Below are 18645 nucleotides of genomic sequence, written 5' to 3' on the forward strand. Positions count from 1 at the left end.
GGTTCAGCCCCCCTTCTGGCCATCTTGGGCCTTTTCATCACCCGGGAGGATGTATTTGGCACCTTCCCACGGGCTCATGAAGTCAAAGTCGCGATATTCCTGGACCAGCTCGACCGGCTCATAGACAACGCGTTTCTCTTCCTCGTCCCAGCGCACTTCGACATAGCCGGTGAGCGGGAAGTCCTTGCGCAGCGGATGGCCCTCAAAGCCATAATCGGTCAGCAGGCGACGCAGATCCGGGTGATCGGCGAAGACGATGCCGTACATGTCAAAAGCTTCGCGCTCGAACCAGTCAGCGACCGGAAAAACCGGAATGACCGACGGAACGGGTGTTTCCTCATCGGTCGACAGCTTGACCCGGATACGGTGATTCTGGTGCATGGAGAGCAGGTGGTAGACCACTTCAAAGCGCGAGGCGCGCTGCGGGTAGTCGACGCCACATATGTCGATCAGCGTAGTGAAACGGCAAGCCGGATCATCGCGCAACCAGGTCAACACGGTCTCGATCCGGTCGCGGTGGATCTCCACCGTCAGCTCGCCATTGGCGATCGACCAGCCTGTGACGGCCGCATCCTGGGCGTTGGCAACATGCTCGCCGAGAACCTTGAGGGCTTCGCTCATTGTGCCGTTCTCTCCTAGCGCTCGATCGAGCCTTCGCGGCGGATCTTCTTTTGCAATTGCAAAATGCCATAGACCAGGGCCTCCGCGGTCGGCGGGCAGCCCGGGACATAGATATCCACCGGAACGATGCGGTCGCAGCCACGCACGACCGAGTATGAGTAGTGGTAATAGCCGCCGCCATTGGCGCACGAACCCATCGAGATGACGTAGCGCGGCTCCGGCATCTGGTCGTAGACCTTGCGCAGGGCGGGCGCCATCTTGTTGGTCAATGTACCGGCCACGATCATCACGTCGGACTGGCGCGGGGAAGCGCGTGGCGCAAAGCCGAAACGCTCGACATCATAACGCGGCATCGAGGCCTGCATCATTTCAACAGCGCAACAGGCCAGACCGAAGGTCATCCACATCAAAGAGCCGGTGCGCGCCCAGGTGACGAGATCATCGGCAGCCGCGACCACGAATCCCTTGTCGGCCAGCGCGTCGCTGACGCCGTCAAAGAACGGGTCGTGCTTCTTGGGGTCATAGCCCGGGACGGTTGCGCGTCCGGCCATGCCGGCATGGGGTGTGAGATCAGATGCCATTGTGGACTACTCCCAATCCAGCGCGCCTTTTTTCAGCTCGTAGATGAAGCCGATTGTGAGGATACCGAGGAAGACCATCATCGACCAGAACTCGAACTGGCCAAGATGCTCGCGAAGCGTCACCGCCCAGGGAAAGAGGAAAGCGACTTCGAGGTCGAAGATGATGAAGAGGATGGCGACCAGATAGAATCGCACGTCGAACTTCATGCGAGCGTCGTCAAAGGCGTTGAAGCCGCACTCATAGGTCGACACTTTTTCCGGGTCAGGCCGCGACGGCGCGATCACGAAGGCCGCCACCATGAAGCCAATGCCGATCGCCGCGGCAATCGCGAAAAAGATCAGGATGGGCAGGTATTCTAGAAGCAATGCGTCCATCGCCAGGCCTCGCCATGAAGAGCGTCCGGTAGGGTATGGAAGACCGCGGATTGGCTGGCAAGACACGCCGAAAGCGAATCGCCAACGCCAATCAGGCCCCCTGCCCGATTTGGCGCGGAAGCTAGAGCGCGTGGGCGCTCGGAGCAAGGGCTAAAGACCGTCTGACTTCAGTTCCTTGTATCGCAACCGCGACACATCGAGGCTCAGTTAAGACCCGTTTGCAACTACACTTTTGGCGACTGACCGGATCTGACACGGTTCAGCGGCGCCATCCCAGGACAGACTGCCAGAAAGAGGCCCGCAGAAATGGCGAGTTGAAACTGAAAGCCCGATCCGGAAACACGTGCCAGGGCTTGTACCCCCAACCACTGACGAGGGCTCGGGCATCATCTTCGAACCCCTCCGCATGCGCCGCTGCAATAGCCGCGCGACGCGAGCACCAAGTCGTACGTGCAGCCCGGAACCGGGCCAGCGCCTCACCGCTCAGACCACGCGCCTTGCGGACGGAATGCCGCAGGCGGCGGAACTCACGATGCCGGGCCGCACTGTCCAGACACAACAAAATAGTGGCAGCCACACAAAGGCCTGCCCACCAGATGGGCTCGTACACCCGCGACAGCGCGAGACAGCCAACGGCCAGCAGCAGCGGTGGCCAGGTCGCGCGGACGAACCAGAGACGGTCCCGCAGGGTTCCGGAGAAATATTGCATCGTCCAGCTATGGCCCGTGTCGAACCGGCCGGCCAGCGGGACGGGAGGTCGAGCGATCCCGCCCGCGGACCGTCCGGAGTTGAATCAAATCCTCGGCGGTCTAGCTGATCAGGTACCAAGCAAGGAGATTATCATGACCAAGCTTACAACAGACGACGCCCGGCAAGGCGAGAGCGGGCATCATGTCCGCTGGGTCCTGGGCGCATCCATCGTGCTGGCTGTGGTCGCACTGGCCATCCTGTTCGGCGTGAACGGCGGCTGAGCAACGCCGCCGGAAAGTCGAGGGACATAGCCCTTGCCAGCCGGATCGGGGCATGGCTGCACGGCCGGAAGCAGCCAAGGCCCGATCCATGTTGGACAACTATCATGGCGTGATCGGCTTCGCCCTGATTTCGGCGAGCTTTTCCTGGATGGCCGGACCGTAGGCCCAGATTGCCGGCACCCTGTTTGTGGCTGGCCTAGTTCTGTCGCGACAATACGTCTCTCCGGCCGTCGCCGCCCTTGCTGCCGACGACGAGGCGATGGACGAGTTTGTCGCCGCGTCATCCACTGACCGGCCCGACAAACGCTGACAGCGGCGCGCGCGGCATCGCTATCCTCTGGGGCATTGCGATTGCCCGTCGAATGCGCTCAAACTCCCCACCTGTTTTTCGGGGAGACTGCACATGAGCATAGGAACAGCCATTCTCAACTCGGTCGAGAAGGCCGGCAACAAACTGCCGGATCCAGTGACGATCTTCCTGGCGCTGATCGTCGTGGTGCTGGTCGCGTCGTTCGGCTTGGCAGCCTTGGACGTTGCCGTCACCAATCCGGTCAACGGTGAGAACATCGCGGTCGTCAATCTCCTGACCGGCGCACAATTGCAAAACCTGCTCGTGGGAATGCCCGGCGTCCTCACTGGATTTGCGCCTTTGGGCATGGTGCTCGTCGTCATGATCGGCGCCGGGATCGCGGAAAAGACCGGCCTCCTGTCAGCCGGCCTGCGGGTGATGGTGTCAGGCGCGCCCCGTTACCTGCTGACGCCGGTTCTGGTTTTCGCCGGTGTGATGGGCAATCTGGCTGTGGACTCCGGCTATATCGTGATGGTGCCGCTGGGTGCAGTGGTCTTTGCCGCCGCTGGTCGTCACCCGATTGCCGGCATCGCTGCGGTCTTCGCCGGTGTCTCGGCCGGCTTCTCGGCCAACCTCGTCGTGACGTCGCTTGAACCACTTCTGTTCGGAATCACCGAGGTCGCAGCGCAGACAATCGAGCCCGGTGCGACCATCGGCATGCTCGACAATTACTACTTCACCATCGCCCTCACCCCGTTGCTTGTGATTGTCGGCACCCTTGTTAACGATCGGATCGTCGAACCGCGTCTGGGAACCTGGCAGCGCCCTGCCGATTTTGCCGAACCGGAAGGCGACGGAACGCTTAGCGCCAATGAACGCAAAGGCTTGCTCTGGGCAGGGCTGTCGCTGGTCGCTGTGACCATCGTCGTCTTGTTCATGACTGTCCCATCGAACGGCATTCTGCGGGACCCGACCGGTGATCTCGCGCCGTTCTATCGCTCCATTGTCGCCATCCTGATGATCGCCTTCCTGGTATCAGGCACGATCTATGGCGTCGCTGTCGGATCCGTGAAGTCCGACAAGGATGTCGTCCAGCTGGGAACGCGGTCGATGGCCGACATGGGCGGCTACATCATCCTCGCCTTCGCCATGGCGCATTTCATCATGCTGTTCGGCGCTTCCGAGATGGATACCGTGATCGCCATTTCCGGCGCGGATGGCCTGCAATCGCTGAACCTCCCAGCACCGCTGCTGATCATCGGAATGGTGTTGCTGGTCGCCATCCTGAACCTGTTCATGGGTTCAGCTTCGGCGAAATGGGCTCTGCTTGCCCCGGTATTCGTGCCCATGCTGATGCTGCTCGGCATTTCGCCAGAGGGGTCGACGCTGGCCTACCGCATGGGTGATCAGGCGACGAATATCATTACGCCGTTGATGCCGTATCTGCCGCTGATCCTGATCTTCTGTCAGCGCTATGTGCCGGAGTTTGGTCTGGGCAGCCTGATTGCGGTGATGCTGCCCTATTCGATGGCGATCCTGGTCTCGTCGTTGACGATGATCTTCATCTGGTTCGCCTTCGACCTGCCCCTCGGCCCGAACGATGCCAGCTTCACCTATGAGGTTCCGGCAGCCGCAAGCGCCCCGGCCGAAGCCGGGGCTGACGGGCGACGATAGTCGTCAGGCTGGCGTACGCGCGCCAGACCGGTTGTTGCGGCGGCGGGGACGCTTTGACCCGCCGCCCTGACCGCCGCCTTGGCCACCACCCTGGCCGGACGGGCGCCCACGCCCCCCGCCATTGCCCTGTCCTTGCGGACGGGCGCGGCTGGCGGTGAAGGGTTTCTTGCGCGCCGGGCGCTGTTGCTTCTTCTGCGACGCCGCTGGTGTGGCATTCTTGGCTTCGGCGAGAAACTTGTCTTCGTCACCGATGAATACGCGATCAATGTCGAGCCCCGTCAGGCGCTCGATATCACGCAGATACTCATACTCACCCGGCTCACACATGGAGACCGCGACGCCGGACTTGCCGGCCCGTGCCGTCCGACCGATCCGGTGGACATAGGACTCCGGCAGGTTCGGCAGGTCGTGATTGACGACATGAGAGACGTCATCAACGTCAATGCCACGTGCGGCGATGTCAGTCGCGACCAGGATTTTCACCGCGCCGGTCTTGAAACCGGCGAGCGCCTTGATCCGCTGCGCCTGGGACTTGTTGCCATGGATGGCAGCGGACTTGAGACCGTAGTCGACCAGATGCCGGTTGATCTTGTCTGCGCCGTGCTTGGTCCGCGAGAAGACGATGGCGCGCTCGACGGCCTTGTCCGACATCAATTCCAGCAAAAGATCCTTCTTGGATTCCTTGGGCAGCAGCACAACCGACTGCTCGATGCGCTCGATCGGACGTGAGGCTGGCGCGACAGAGACTTCCTTGGGGTCTTCCAGCATTTCCTGCGCCAGGGCGCGAATCGGCTTGGGCATGGTGGCCGACAGGAGGGCTGTCTGACGCTTGTTCGGCAGGAAGCTGACAATCTTGCGAATGGCCGGGAAGAAGCCGAGGTCCAGCATCTGGTCGGCTTCATCCAGGATCAGGACCTTCGTCTCGCTCAGCTTGACGGCGCCGGACTGCATCAGGTCGAGCAGGCGTCCCGGCGTGGCGACCAGCACGTCGACGCCCTTCGCCAGAGCACGGATTTGCGGGCCAGGCTTTACGCCGCCAACAACCAGTGTCGAGGACACCCGCATGTGACGGCTATAACCGCGGACATTCTCGAGGATCTGGGCCGACAGCTCGCGGGTCGGCGACAGGATCAGCGCCCGGCAGGTTTTCGGATGGGTGGGCCGGCTCTCCTCGATCAAGCGATTGAGGATCGGCAGGACGAAGGATGCGGTCTTGCCGGTGCCGGTCTGGGCGATGCCGACGATGTCCCGGCCGGCAATCATCGCCGGAATGACTTCGCGCTGAATCGGGGTCGGGGTCTCATAACCTTCATCGGTCAAGGCGCGCAAAATAGGCTCGGCCAGGCCGAGATCAGTAAACTGGGTCAAAAATAATATCTTTCTCATGGACCGGGCGCAGACAGCCGCGCGACGCGATCCTCGGGGTTTTCGTTGCGGAAGCTTGCGTAGATCAGCTGCCAGTATCTGGCGCCGGACCTGGCGCCGCGGTGGCAATGATCAATACGGGCCGTCAAACGGCTGACTGTCTCGCCAACGACCACCGTTCGCAGCCTGCTGGCTGCCTACACACGGTGGAACGTGAGCCGCATGTCACATGTTTCGGTTCAGATAGCAAATCATTTCGCTGTCGCAGCAAACAGGCGGAATTGACACGACCGCAGCATCAGGCAACGGTAAACACCGTTCACTCGCACCATCAGGCACCTCTTTCTGGAGCAGACCATGGCCCGGACCGCCACGCCCGACGACCTGAAAATCACCCCGCGCAATCGCAAATTCACCGATGATGCGACGCGGAAACGCTGGTGGCTTGGCGGCGATCCCTTTGCAACGGCGTGGCACAATGCGCTCTCGGTTACTTTTCCGGCCGGAGAGACTTTCTTCATCGAGAGTGTCAAACGGTTCCAGAAAGACGTACCGCCCGCCCTCGCCGCACAGATCAAGGACTTCGTCCGCCAGGAAGCGTTTCACACCCGGGAGCACAACGGTTTCAATGTCCGGGTCATCGAGGCCGGATATGATGTCAGCGCGGCCCTGCAACAGGTCGAAGACAGCCTGGCCGAGGCTCGGCAGGGACATCCGGTCGCCCAGCTCAGCATCACCGTGTCGCTGGAGCATTTCACCGCCATTTTTGCCCACCTCGCCCTGAAGGACCTGTCATTGTACGACGGTACCGATCGGGAATCGCAACGCATGTGGCTGTGGCATGCAATCGAGGAGATCGAGCACAAGAGCGTCGCTTTCGACACCTACGCTTATGTCATGCGGGATGTGTCGCCGCTCAAGCGCTGGGGCATCCGTTGCGCGGTGTTTGCCCGGGTCTCGAAGGATTTCATTGTGAAGCGCTGGACCGAGGCCCTTCACCTGCTCGCGCAGGATGGGATCACAGGCTTCAAGGCCCGGTTCGGCCTCGCCGCGTATCTCTGGGGGCGCCCTGGCGTCATCCGGCGTGTAATCCTGCCCTGGCTCGCCTATTTCCAGCCCGGTTTTCACCCTTGGCAGGTGGATGATCGCCATCTGATCGCCGACGTCGAAGCGCAATATGATCTGGCCGAGCCAATCGCCGCCGAATAGCCCGGTTTCCAAAGACTGACCAAACGCAAACGGCCGCCCCGAGGGGCGGCCGTTTTGGCGTCTGACCATCTCTTCCGATCCGGAAAGAAATGGCGCGAGTGACGGGACTCGAACCCGCGACCTCCGGCGTGACAGGCCGGCGCTCTAACCAACTGAGCTACACCCGCTTGAGGCGTCTCGCCGAAGCGAGGTGCGTTGTTTATGAGCAGAGCGCGGTGCGGTCAAGCGGGTTTCAACACGCTTTGCAGGCCGAACGCAGGTCGAGCGCAGTCAGCCCGCCCGTGACCCGATTTGCGGACCGTCACCGCGCTCCTCGGTCTGGTGCTGCGTGTGAAACGCCTCCCACATCACGCCATCAGGATCTGCGGTCCAGCTCTTTTCTGATTTGTGGTAGCAGCACGTTGTCACTCCTTCCGGCAAATAGGGGGCCTCCGCAGACTTCATCCGCTCGAAAACGCCATGCAGTTCCTCCGGATTGTCCGATTGCAGACCGGCATGACTGAAACCGGGCACGCCTTCGCCGGATTCGATGACGAAATTCATGCGCGGGTCTTCGATCAACCATTTCGCGTAGCGGTCCCTGACCAGCGTGGGCTCACTGCCAAACAAGCGGGTATAAAAACCGATCGATGCATCAAGATCGCGCACCTTGAAGCTGACATGCAGACGTTTCATGATCCTGTTTCCTTGGCTTTTCTGGCGACGGATACTGTCGGCAGACCTTTGCAACAATCCTCAAGAAGGAATCCGGCAACCGCCTGCAGCCGGGAAATGCGCGGTGAATAAATCAATGACCGCCCGCGCCGCTCGAACTGGATCAGACCGGCCCGCGACAATTCCTTCAGATGAAAAGACAGTGTTGGAGCCGGCAACCCGAGCGCCTCGGCGATGGTGCCGGGCGTCAGTCCCCCGTCACCCTCACAGGGCGTTGCCGCCGTCACCAGCAGACGGAATACATCCATCCGGACTTCATGGGCGAGAGCCGCAAGCGCGGCGATGGCGTCTGTCTTTTCCATAATTCCAATTTAGTGAAAATAATTACTCGTGCAAGGATCATTTTGAAAATACTGAAATTAAATGAAGTGCCGCCGGGCCCACGCTTCCGTGACGCGCAAGGTGGTACCGATCAATATCTGCAGATCCTCGGCACTGATCACATAGGGAGGCATGAGATAAATGATATTGTTGAACGGTCGCACCCACACACCGGCATCGACGAATTCGGCCTTCAGGATATCCAGCTCGGGCAGACTCGCCATCTCGATCACCCCGATCGCGCCCTGCCAGCGCACATCCACCACGCCCGGGATGTGACGCGCTGCCGGCAACAACGCCGCAAACATTGATTCGATGGCGTGAACCTGATCCAGGCGCGGCTCGCGTTCGAACAGATCGAGCGAGGCATTGGCGGCGGCGCAGGCGGCCGGATTGCCCATATAAGTCGGCCCGTGCATCAGCGCCTTGCCCGGGTCCTCGTCCCAGAAGAGTTCGAACAAGCGGGTAGTAACCAGCGTCGCCGCCAGTGGCAGCGTACCGCCGGTCAATGCTTTGGAGACGGTCATGATGTCAGGCGTGACACCAGCCTTTTCTGCGGCAAACAGTGTGCCCAGGCGACCAAAACCGGTCATGATCTCGTCGAATATCAAAGGCAGCCCATGACGGTCACAAAGGTTGCGTAGCACTCGCAGCGTCGCGGCATCATGAAAGCGCATGCCACCTGCGCCTTGGACGAGAGGCTCGACAACCACACCGGCCAGTGTGTCCGCATGGTGCGACACCAAAGCGTCAAGACTGTCGGCGCGATCTGCGTCGATCGGCAGGTCAGCGATCAATTGCCGGGCGATCGCACCAGCGAAAAGGGCGTGCATACCCTCTTCCGGATCACACACCGACATCGTCGCAAGCGTGTCACCATGGTACCCGCCGCGAAAGGCGAGAAACCGCGTGCGGCCCCGCTGCCCCCGATTGATGAAGGACTGGACGGCAACCTTCATCGCGATTTCGACCGATACCGATCCGGACTCGCAGAAGAAAACATGATTGAGCTCACCCGGGGCCTTGGCCGCGAGGCGCCGCGCCAGCCGCTCCGCCGGGTCATGGGTCAACCCGCCCAGCATCACATGCGGGACGGCATCAAGCTGGCGCTTTACGGCGTCGATGATGTGGGGATGGCGATAGCCGTGGCAGACCGTCCACCAGGACGAGACACCGTCGATCAGCTCGCGGCCGTCCGCGAGCGTCAGGCGGACGCCCTCCGCGCTGGCAACCGGAAGGGCGGGCGGTGTTGTTTTCATCTGGGCGTAGGGTCGCCACAGCGCATGATCAGCCGGATCGAAATTCATCTTGTCTGCATCCCGAAACATGTGGAGGCTTTAGCAGGCCACAATTCTGTGCGACAGGCATTGTATGACAACTGCCAGTGCTTCCCTCGAGCGTTTCGCAGCCAGCAAGCTGGCCGGGCTCGACCGGCGCAACCTGCGTCGCCGGACCCGCGAGACCCTGCCGCTGGGCGGCGCCTTGGTCGAACGCGATGGTCGCCAGCTGATCAATGCCTGCTCGAACGACTATCTCGGCCTCAGCCAGCATCCCGATGTCACCGCGGCAGCGGCAGCGGCAGCGTGCCGCTACGGCGCGGGGGCCGGGGCGTCACGCCTGGTAACGGGCGGTCACCCCCTGCTGTTCGACCTGGAAGCGCGACTGGCAACCTTCAAGGGAACCGAGGACTGTCTTGTGTTCGGGTCCGGCTATCTGGCGAATCTGGCGATCACGCCCGCCCTGGTCGGAAAGGGCGATATCGTGTTCGTGGACTCCCTCGCGCACGCCTGCCTTCATGCCGGTGCGCGCCTGTCTGGCGCACGCGTGGAAACCTTCCCCCACAATGATATGGCGGCACTCGCCTCCCGGCTGACCGAGCTGAGGGGCGACCACCGTCATGCGATGATCCTGACCGACGGCGTTTTCTCCATGGATGGTGATCTCGCGCCCCTGCCCGACCTCTTGGCCCTGGCAGACAGGCACAACGCCTGGACGCTGGTCGATGACGCACATGGGATCGGCGTGATCGGTAACGGCCATGGCAGCACGCATGCCTTCCAGCCGCCGGTAACGCCGCCACTGCAGATGGGCACGCTGTCCAAAGCTCTCGGCAGCTATGGCGGCTATGTGTGCGCGTCGAAAGATGTCTGCGACCTGCTCCGGACGCGGGCCCGCCCCCTTGTTTTCACCACCGCCCTGCCGCCGGCCAGCATCGCGGCGGCACTGACTGCGCTGGACCTGATTGCCCGAGACCCGGTGCTTCGCGACCGCCCCATGAGGCTGGCCCGCCGTTTCTGCCGGGCGCTGGGGCTGGCCGAACCCGCCTCACCCATCGTCCCGATCATCATCGGAAAAGAGGCGGACGCCCTCGCCGCGTCCGCCACCCTCGAGACGGCCGGGTTTCTGGTCACAGCAATACGTCCGCCGACGGTCCCGCGCGGCACGGCTCGCCTGAGGGTGACGTTCAATGCGGCGCACAGCGAGGCCGACATTGACCGGCTCGCCTCCACCCTGAAGTCGATCCTGCAACCCGCCGAGGCCGCCGAGTCATGAGACCGCTTTTTTTCACCGGAACCGGCACGGATATCGGAAAGACCCATGTGCTGTGCGAAATGATCCGGGCCTGGCGAGCGGGCGGCAAGGCCATGCGCGTCCTCAAGCCGGTGATTTCCGGGTTCAACCCGTCCGCTCTCAACGAGACCGACACCATCCGCCTGATGCGGGCCAACGGAGAGGCGTTGACCGGAGAAGGCGTGCAGGCTGTCTCCCCCTGGCGGTTCAGGGCGCCACTTTCGCCCGATCTCGCCGCCCGCAAGGAACGGCGCGACCTGCCACTCGAGACAGTCGTCAGCTGGTGCCTCGACCATGTCAGCCGTGACATGCCCACAGTCATCGAGGGCGCTGGCGGTGTCATGTCTCCGATCGCCTCTGACGGACTCAATCTTGACCTGATCCGTGAACTCGACGCTCATCCGGTGCTGGTCGCCGGCAGTTATCTTGGAACCATTTCTCACACGCTGACGGCACTGAGAGTGCTCGATGGGCGCTGCACGGTCATCCTCAATGATCATCCCCGTGGCGAGACACCGGTAGCGGAGATCGTCCGCACTTTGAGCCGGTTCGCGCCGCGTGCCGATATACGCATTTATGAGCCGGCGGCCCCGGAGGCACTGCTCGACCTGTTCAAACGGGCGACAGCAACATCGCTCGACTGACCGATCCGTCGGTGCTGTCCGGTTTGGGGGGGCGGCCGTCATGCCACTCGGGTCACAACCGGCCGGTATGGTGGGCGGTGAGGGGCTCGAACCCCCGACCCTCTCGGTGTAAACGAGATGCTCTCCCAACTGAGCTAACCGCCCGGGTATCGGTGCCCGTCTGCGGGGCAGGACGCGCTTGTAATGCCTTCCACCCGGGTGGCGCAAGCCCGCTTCAACGGCTCTGTGCAGCGTCCCGGATATAGGCGCCCACCACCATCTCGATCTGGTTCATCGCCGTCGCGACCGGGTTGTCATAGCTGGCATTGGGCAGCACGACGACAATGATGCCATGAACCGCCGCCCAGAGTGCGCGTGCCGACGTCTCGCGCAAGGCGACATCTTCAAGCCCCGGGGCTGGTTCCAGGACATCGATGACCAGCTGAAACAACTCGTCTTCGACATCTGTATAGTATTGCGGCGCTGCCCCGCCCTGGCGCCGATTGAACGCCAACAGGGCTCGCCACCGGGCATTCTCGGTGGTGACGAAATCCACATAGGCTTTCGCAAGCACCATAACGCGGCCGTGCACCTTGGAGCGATCGAGCCCCGCGCGCTCCAGCGCCTGACGATGGTGTTCGGCAAAATCACGATAGGTGATCATGTTGAGTTCACGGATCAAATCGTCGATATCGCCGAATAGCTTGTAGATCGATCCGACGCTGAGGCCGGCCCGCGCCGCAATGGTCCGGGCCTTCATGCCGTTCAGCCCCTGCTCCGCCAACAGGGCTCCGGCCGCCGCCAAGGCCTGGTCGCGCACTTCCGGCGCCAACGCTGGGCGGCCACGGGCCCGGTGTTTGTCCTGAACATCTGTCATGACCCACTGATACTCCGGGGACGCCTGTCGAACAACGTTCATTATTCGGCTTGCGTGAACGGGATTCCCACCTAGCCTTATTAAATGAACACAGTTCACAAAGGAGAATGACATGTTCACTACCCTTGTCTCCCTGTTCAGGGCCCGGTCGGAATCAAGCCGCCAGTCCCTGGAAACCGAGAACGCTGCCCTGCTCATCGAGCAAAACATCCGGGATGCCGAAAAGGGTCACGACGCAGCCAAGCGCTCGTTGGCGCAACTCATTCTGCGGGAGCGCCAGGAAGACACGGCGCTGCAGGCACTCACCGCAAGGCGCCAGGACATGGAAGCGCGAACCCGCGACGCCCTGAAGGCGGGGATGGAAGCGCTGGCGGGTGATGGAGCCAACGCCCTCGCCGACCTGGACAATGAAAACACCGCACGCACCAACGCCCTCACCCGGACCCGGTCGAGCGCCAGGCGGCTGCGTTTGCTGCTCGAAAAAACCGACCGCCGCCTGACAGATCTCAGACAAGGCCTTGTCACGGCGCAAGCGCTTGAAGACGAGCGCCGTGGTGGAACCGCCCTGCAGGGAAGCCTCAGCGGGCTCGGCGCCTTGATGGAGGGAGAGGCCGTCCTGAAGCGCGCACTTGCCGCCCTGGATGCCGGTGGCTTCGCCGACATTCTTGATGACATCAACGCGGACCTGTCAGGCGATGGCCTGATCGAGCGCATGGCAGACCAAGGGTTCGGTGCCTCGGTAAAAGCGCGTGGAGACGACATTCTCAATCGGATCAGGGCGGGGCTGGACACCGCGCCGACTGATGCTCAGCCGGTCTAGGGAGGACGTGCCATGCTTGGACAGTCAAAGCTCTGGATCAGTTTCAATTATGCCTGCGTCGCCATCGCCTACGCCATGTTGGGTCTGTCATTGCTCCTGGTGCCCGTCGACCTCTCGACCAAGGGCTATGTCGGGATGGGGATCCTGTTTCTGACCGGCTCCCTCATCACCTTGGTCAAAACGCTGCAGGAGCAGCGTATCAACGATCAGTTTTCATCCAAACTGGAACGGGCCAAACACGAAAAAATCCTGGAAGACTACGTCACCAGAACCTGACCGGCGAACGGCGCCCGCCAAGAACGGGCGCCGCCAGCTGGCCGGGACCGGCCCTGAAATCAACTGCTAACAGACACCTTGTCGATCGCGTCCATTGCATAGCAGCCGAGCAGTTTGATCTCTCGGGTATGCTCTTCCAGCACCGACATGGACTGGCGGATCTTGCCATCCTCCATATGCCCCTCGACATCCATGATAAACATCTCTTCCCAGGGATTGCCGGCAATCGGTCGCGATTCGAGCTTCACCAGATTGATGCCGTTGTCCCGGAAGCCGATCAGTGCATTGACCAGCGAGCCCGGCGTGTCGCGGGTGGTGAACATCATTGATGTCTTGCACTCGACCTCGCGGGTCGGGAGCTTGGATTTGCGTCCGATGACGATGAACCGGGTAATGTTCTGCTCGTGATCGCCGACATTGCGCTCGAGAATATCCATGCCGAACAGGCGTGCCGCATCCTCGCCGGCGACGGCCACGGCCGTGTCATCATCCTCCAACAGGCGCTCCAGGGCCCGCGTGGTTGACGCCGCCATATGAGTTTCGAGCTCTGGATGGGAACTGATATAGCGACGGCATTGGGCCAGCGCCTGCGGGTGTCCGAACACCCGGCTGACTCGTCCCTGCCCGCTCGCCCGACCGACCAGACAATGATCGACCCGCAGCAGGAATTCGCCGATGATCTGCGTGTGCGAATTGATCAGGATGTCATAGACCTCATTGATCGATCCAGTCGTCGTGTTTTCGATCGGGATCACACCATAATCGACCTCGGCGTTCTCGACGGCGCGAAAGATCGATACGAAGTCACGCTTGGGGGACGGCACGACTGTCGCATTGCGACGCTGGAAGACTTTCTGGGCCGCAATGTGACTGTAGCTGCCAGGCCCCCCAAGATAGGCTACCGACGCTTCGTTCAGCTCGTCATTGCGCATTGAATCGAACTGCTGGCGCTGCCGTCGGACCGAGGCCTCGAACAAGGCGTGAAACAGGGTTTCAACCAGCTCCGCCGGGACGCCTTTTTCGGCGCCTTGCCGGACAGCCGCCCGCAACACATCGCGCTCACGCTCCCTGTCCCGCACCGGGCTACCGGATCGCGCCTTGGCCTTGAGGATGTCCTCCACGAGGCCGGCACGACGTGCGATGGCATCAATCAATTCCTGATCGATCTCGCTGATTGCCGAGCGGATTTCATCCCGCGTCATGTCCGTTGCCATGTGTTTGATCCCTTCAGACAAAAGAAAAGGGCCTCCCCGGTGAGGGAGGCCCTGGTTTCGTTGCGCCGTCGCACAAGCTAGCCGGTCACCGCCCCCAATTGGGTTGCGTTGCTAAAATAGGCCGCAAAAAAGTACGATGCATTGTTCATGGCCTGCAGAGTGGCGGGCCCGACTTGCACGGTCAATCCATTTTCTGCGCTTCACCGCGAGCCTTGCGCACAAAAATGGCCGGAGACGACGCCTCCGGCCAATATTGTTTCAAATGAAACCGGTTTCAGACGCTAGTGTGCAATCGGCTGTCCGGCATCGCCTTCACCACCCGGCTGCGACGCGATCGCGGCCAGGGCCGCCTCGTCCGCTTCGGTCCACTCGACCGGCTCGACAGCCTCGACCAACGCCCGCATCAGGACTTCATCCGCCGTCTCGACCGGAATGATCTCCATACCCTCTTTGACATTGTCCGGGATCTCGGCGAGGTCCTTTTCATTGTCCTTGGGGATGAGGACCGTCTTCACGCCACCGCGCAGGGCGGCCAGCAGCTTCTCCTTGAGGCCGCCGATCGGCAGCACCCGGCCACGCAGGGTGATCTCCCCGGTCATGGCGATGTCCTTGCGGACCGGAATACCGGTCAGAACAGAGACGATCGCGGTCATCATGCCAACGCCCGCAGACGGCCCATCCTTGGGGGTCGCACCTTCGGGCATGTGGACATGGATGTCCGCCGCCCGGAAAATGGTCGGCTTGATACCCAGCGACGGGGCCCGCGACTGGACGAAGGAATTGGCCGCAGAAATCGACTCCTTCATCACGTCACGCAGATTGCCGGTCACCATCATCTTGCCACGGCCGGGCATGCGGACCGCTTCGATGGTGAGGAGGTCGCCGCCGACTTCGGTCCAGGCCAGACCGGTGACGATACCGATCTGGTCGTGGTCTTCGGTCTCGCCGAAGCGGAATTTCCGAACACCGGCAAACTCGCCGAGATTCTCGGCCGACACGGTGATCGAGCTGACCTTGCCACGTTCGATCTGGACGACGGATTTGCGGGCCAGATTGGCGATCTCACGCTCGAGGCTACGGACACCGGCCTCGCGGGTGTAATAGCGGATCAGGTCGCGCAGACCGTCCTCGGTCAGCGACCACTCGCTGTCCTTGAGCGCATGGTTTTTCATCTGCTTGGGGATCAGGTGGCGACGCGCGATTTCGACCTTTTCATCCTCGGTGTAGCCAGCGATACGGATGATCTCCATCCGGTCCAGCAGCGGCTGAGGCAGGTTGAGCGTGTTGGCCGTGGTTACGAACATGATGTCAGAGAGGTCGTAATCGACCTCCAGATAGTGATCATTGAAATTGGCGTTCTGTTCCGGATCGAGCACTTCAAGCAGGGCCGAAGCGGGATCGCCGCGATAATCGGCACCCAGCTTGTCGATCTCGTCGAGCAGGAATAGCGGATTGGAAGAATTCACCTTCTTCATCGACTGAATGATCCGGCCCGGCATGGAGCCGATATAGGTGCGGCGGTGGCCACGGATCTCGGCCTCGTCGCGCACGCCGCCCAGCGACATGCGCACGAAGTCACGACCCGTCGCCTTGGCGATCGAGCGACCAAGCGAGGTCTTGCCGACGCCGGGCGGGCCAACGAGACACAGGATCGGGCCCTTGAGCTTCTTGGTGCGGGCCTGGACCGCGAGATGCTCGAGGATGCGCTCCTTGACCTTGTCGAGGCCATAGTGATCCGTCTCGAGCACGCCTTCGGCGCGTTCCAGATCGTTTTTCAGGCGTTTGCGCTTGCCCCACGGGACCGACAGGATCCAGTCGAGATAATTGCGAACGACAGTAGCCTCGGCCGACATCGGGCTCATATTGCGAAGCTTCTTGAATTCGGCATCGGCCTTGGTGCGGGCTTCCTTGGAGAGCTTGGCTTCGGCCAGCTTTTCTTCCAGCTCGGCCAGCTCCTCACGGCTGTCATCACCCTCACCCAGCTCGCGCTGGATCGCCTTCATCTGCTCATTGAGATAGTATTCCCGCTGGGTCTTCTCCATCTGGCGCTTGACGCGCGAACGGATTTTCTTCTCGACCTGCAGGACGCCGATCTCGCCTTCCATCATGCCAAGGATGCGCTCGAGCCGACGGTTGACGTCCGGCTCCTCCAGCAGCGACTGTTTTTCCTCGATCTTGACGGCCAGGTGGGCGGCGATGCTGTCCGAAAGCTTACCCGGCTCGCGGATCTGCGACAGCGACGCCAGCGCTTCAGGCGGAACCTTCTTGTTGAGTTTGACGTAGTCATCGAACTTGGCCGACACAGTCCGCATCAGGGCTTCCAGCTCCGACACGTCACCTGGATCTTCATCCAGGACCTCGCAGACAGCTTCGTAGAAATCACTGCGCTCGGTAAAGGCGCTGATTTCCACGCGAACACCACCCTCAACGAGTACCTTAACGGTCCCGTCGGGAAGCTTCAGCAATTGCAGGACAGACGCGATGACGCCGGTTTTGTGGATGGCATCAGCCCCCGGTTCGTCATCGGCGGCCGTACGTTGGGTTGCGAGCAGGATTTGCTTGTCGGCCTTCATCACCTCTTCCAGGGCACGGACCGATTTGTCCCGGCCCACGAAGAGCGGCACGATCATGTGCGGAAATACGACGATATCGCGCAGCGGAAGAAGAGGAAGCGTCTTCGTAGTGGACATGTTTTCTCCATTCGCGCTCACACGGGGGAGCGCGGGCAGACCTGTTGCTAGTTTGGTCTACAGATCGTGACTGAACGGCTCACCGGACCGTCGCGTCGACCGCGAGGCCCGGAAGTCCGGCTTGCTTCAGGAGGTGGCGATCCGACCTCGAAAGGTCAAGCGCCCTCCCGCTTGTCGTCCTTGCGCTCTGCATAAATGGACAGCGGCTTGGCATTGCCATCAACCACTTCCCCATTGACGACGATCTCCTCCACGCCTTCCAGGCTTGGCAGATCGAACATGGTTTCAAGCAGGATGCCCTCCATGATCGATCGCAGCCCACGCGCACCGGTTTTCCGTGCGATGGCTCGATTGGCGATCGCCTTGAGCGCATCTTCGGTGAAGGTCAGGCCCACACCTTCCATCTCGAACAGGCGTTGATACTGCTTGACCAGCGCGTTCTTCGGTTCGGTCAGGATTTGAACCAGCGCACCGATGTCGAGATCTTCCAGGGTCGCAATGACCGGAAGACGACCAACAAACTCCGGGATGAGACCGAAGCGGAGCAGGTCATCAGGCTCGACTTCACGCAGGATTTCGCCGGTACGACGGGCATCCGGCTCGCGCACATCGGCGCCGAAGCCAATCGACGACCCCTGGCCACGCTGGGAGATGACCTTGTCGAGGCCGGCAAACGCCCCACCGACGACAAACAGGATATTGGTCGTGTCCACCTGCAGGAATTCCTGTTGGGGATGCTTGCGACCGCCCTGTGGCGGCACCGACGCGACTGTGCCTTCCATGATCTTCAAAAGCGCCTGCTGGACGCCCTCGCCCGACACGTCGCGGGTGATGGACGGATTGTCCGACTTGCGGGAAATCTTGTCGATTTCATCGATATAGACAATGCCGCGCTGGGCCCGCTCGACATTGTAATCGGCGGCCTGCAGCAGTTTCAGGACGATGTTCTCGACATCCTCCCCGACATAACCGGCTTCGGTCAGCGTGGTGGCATCCGCCATCGTGAACGGCACGTCGAGGATGCGGGCAAGAGTCTGCGCGAGCAAGGTCTTGCCGCAACCGGTCGGTCCGATCAGCAGGATGTTGGACTTGGCGAGCTCCACATCGGAATTCTGGGATGCGTGATTGAGCCGCTTGTAGTGATTGTGGACCGCCACGGCGAGCACGCGCTTGGCATGCGCCTGGCCGATCACATAATCATTGAGGACGTTGAAAATCTCCTGTGGAGACGGCACGCCTTCCTTGGATTTCACCAGCGAGGATTTGTTTTCCTCGCGGATGATGTCCATGCAGAGCTCGACGCATTCATCACAGATGAACACCGTGGGGCCGGCGATCAGTTTGCGAACCTCGTGCTGGCTCTTTCCGCAAAAAGAGCAGTAGAGGGTGTTCTTCGACTCGCTGTCTCCGCCCGTCGTCTTACTCATGACCGCTCCATTTCAACCCGCAAGCAT

At 61.4% G+C, this 18645-nt stretch carries 19 protein-coding genes and 2 tRNA genes; 7 read left to right on the forward strand and 14 right to left on the reverse strand.

What is annotated here, in order from left to right:
- Positions 1-3 precede the first annotated feature (3 nt).
- The 4 genes from VOI18_RS05145 to VOI18_RS05160 all read right to left on the reverse strand — a co-directional run bounded on the left by VOI18_RS05145 (position 4) and on the right by VOI18_RS05160 (position 2286).
- A complete protein-coding gene (locus tag VOI18_RS05145) occupies positions 4-621 on the reverse strand; it encodes an NADH-quinone oxidoreductase subunit C (protein WP_323761339.1) in 618 nt (205 codons plus the stop codon).
- Positions 622-635: 14 nt separating this feature from the next.
- Positions 636-1202, reverse strand: coding sequence for a NuoB/complex I 20 kDa subunit family protein (locus VOI18_RS05150; RefSeq protein WP_011643295.1), 567 nt, complete (start codon positions 1200-1202; stop codon positions 636-638).
- A gap of 6 nt (positions 1203-1208) precedes the next feature.
- Positions 1209-1577: an NADH-quinone oxidoreductase subunit A gene (locus VOI18_RS05155; protein WP_323761341.1), complete on the reverse strand. Its 369-nt coding sequence runs from the start codon at positions 1575-1577 to the stop codon at positions 1209-1211.
- Between the two features lie 259 nt (positions 1578-1836).
- Entirely contained in the window at positions 1837-2286 is a 450-nt protein-coding gene (locus VOI18_RS05160; RefSeq protein WP_323761342.1) for a hypothetical protein, read from the reverse strand.
- A gap of 133 nt (positions 2287-2419) precedes the next feature.
- Here VOI18_RS05160 and VOI18_RS05165 point away from each other — a divergent pair, with 133 nt between their 5' ends.
- Positions 2420-2548: a hypothetical protein gene (locus VOI18_RS05165; protein WP_323761343.1), complete on the forward strand. Its 129-nt coding sequence runs from the start codon at positions 2420-2422 to the stop codon at positions 2546-2548.
- A gap of 403 nt (positions 2549-2951) precedes the next feature.
- Positions 2952-4511 (forward strand): AbgT family transporter, encoded by a 1560-nt coding sequence (locus VOI18_RS05170; RefSeq protein ID WP_323761344.1) that lies wholly within the window; start codon positions 2952-2954, stop codon positions 4509-4511.
- 3 nt (positions 4512-4514) lie between these two features.
- Here VOI18_RS05170 and VOI18_RS05175 read toward each other — a convergent pair whose 3' ends face one another.
- A complete protein-coding gene (locus VOI18_RS05175; protein WP_323761345.1) occupies positions 4515-5879 on the reverse strand; it encodes a DEAD/DEAH box helicase in 1365 nt (454 codons plus the stop codon).
- A gap of 354 nt (positions 5880-6233) precedes the next feature.
- Between VOI18_RS05175 and VOI18_RS05180 the strand changes: the two genes are divergently transcribed.
- Positions 6234-7085 (forward strand): metal-dependent hydrolase, encoded by an 852-nt coding sequence (locus VOI18_RS05180; RefSeq protein WP_323761346.1) that lies wholly within the window; start codon positions 6234-6236, stop codon positions 7083-7085.
- Between the two features lie 90 nt (positions 7086-7175).
- Here VOI18_RS05180 and VOI18_RS05185 read toward each other — a convergent pair.
- The 4 genes from VOI18_RS05185 to VOI18_RS05200 form a co-directional block, all read right to left on the reverse strand.
- Positions 7176-7252, reverse strand: a tRNA-Asp gene (locus tag VOI18_RS05185).
- 103 nt (positions 7253-7355) lie between these two features.
- Complete coding sequence (locus VOI18_RS05190) at positions 7356-7760, reverse strand: VOC family protein (RefSeq protein WP_323761347.1); 405 nt, start codon at positions 7758-7760, stop codon at positions 7356-7358.
- The gene (locus VOI18_RS05195; RefSeq protein WP_323761348.1) at positions 7757-8101 is read right to left on the reverse strand and encodes an ArsR/SmtB family transcription factor; all 345 of its coding nucleotides are present in this window, start codon (positions 8099-8101) and stop codon (positions 7757-7759) included. The genes VOI18_RS05190 and VOI18_RS05195 overlap by 4 nt, the downstream gene beginning before the upstream one ends.
- 57 nt (positions 8102-8158) lie before the next feature.
- The gene (locus VOI18_RS05200; RefSeq protein ID WP_323761349.1) at positions 8159-9448 is read right to left on the reverse strand and encodes an adenosylmethionine--8-amino-7-oxononanoate transaminase; all 1290 of its coding nucleotides are present in this window, start codon (positions 9446-9448) and stop codon (positions 8159-8161) included.
- Positions 9449-9491: 43 nt separating this feature from the next.
- Between VOI18_RS05200 and bioF the strand changes: the two genes are divergently transcribed.
- Both bioF and bioD read left to right on the forward strand, forming a co-directional pair.
- Positions 9492-10673: an 8-amino-7-oxononanoate synthase gene (bioF, locus tag VOI18_RS05205; RefSeq protein ID WP_323761350.1), complete on the forward strand. Its 1182-nt coding sequence runs from the start codon at positions 9492-9494 to the stop codon at positions 10671-10673.
- Positions 10670-11335, forward strand: coding sequence for a dethiobiotin synthase (gene bioD, locus VOI18_RS05210; protein WP_323761351.1), 666 nt, complete (start codon positions 10670-10672; stop codon positions 11333-11335). The genes bioF and bioD overlap by 4 nt, the downstream gene beginning before the upstream one ends.
- A 68-nt stretch (positions 11336-11403) precedes the next feature.
- Here the strand turns inward: bioD and VOI18_RS05215 are convergent.
- Positions 11404-11479 (reverse strand) — tRNA-Val (locus VOI18_RS05215).
- A gap of 70 nt (positions 11480-11549) precedes the next feature.
- Positions 11550-12191 (reverse strand): TetR/AcrR family transcriptional regulator, encoded by a 642-nt coding sequence (locus VOI18_RS05220; protein WP_323761352.1) that lies wholly within the window; start codon positions 12189-12191, stop codon positions 11550-11552.
- A gap of 112 nt (positions 12192-12303) precedes the next feature.
- Between VOI18_RS05220 and VOI18_RS05225 the strand changes: the two genes are divergently transcribed.
- Positions 12304-13011 carry a PspA/IM30 family protein gene (locus VOI18_RS05225; protein WP_323761353.1) on the forward strand — a complete coding sequence of 236 codons (708 nt, stop codon included), beginning with the start codon at positions 12304-12306 and terminating at the stop codon, positions 13009-13011.
- A gap of 12 nt (positions 13012-13023) precedes the next feature.
- Positions 13024-13287 carry a YiaA/YiaB family inner membrane protein gene (locus VOI18_RS05230; protein ID WP_323761354.1) on the forward strand — a complete coding sequence of 88 codons (264 nt, stop codon included), beginning with the start codon at positions 13024-13026 and terminating at the stop codon, positions 13285-13287.
- Positions 13288-13346: 59 nt separating this feature from the next.
- Here the strand turns inward: VOI18_RS05230 and pheA are convergent, their stop codons facing one another.
- From pheA to clpX, 3 genes are all read right to left on the reverse strand, one after another.
- Complete coding sequence (pheA, locus tag VOI18_RS05235) at positions 13347-14501, reverse strand: prephenate dehydratase (protein ID WP_323761355.1); 1155 nt, start codon at positions 14499-14501, stop codon at positions 13347-13349.
- Between the two features lie 281 nt (positions 14502-14782).
- Entirely contained in the window at positions 14783-17191 is a 2409-nt protein-coding gene (lon, locus tag VOI18_RS05240; RefSeq protein WP_323761356.1) for an endopeptidase La, read from the reverse strand.
- Positions 17192-17346: 155 nt separating this feature from the next.
- Positions 17347-18618 (reverse strand): ATP-dependent Clp protease ATP-binding subunit ClpX, encoded by a 1272-nt coding sequence (gene clpX / locus VOI18_RS05245; protein WP_011643278.1) that lies wholly within the window; start codon positions 18616-18618, stop codon positions 17347-17349.
- Between the last annotated feature and the right edge of the window lie 27 nt (positions 18619-18645).

Origin of the sequence: Maricaulis sp., assembly GCF_034670125.1 — a bacterium.
GTDB lineage: Bacteria > Pseudomonadota > Alphaproteobacteria > Caulobacterales > Maricaulaceae > Maricaulis.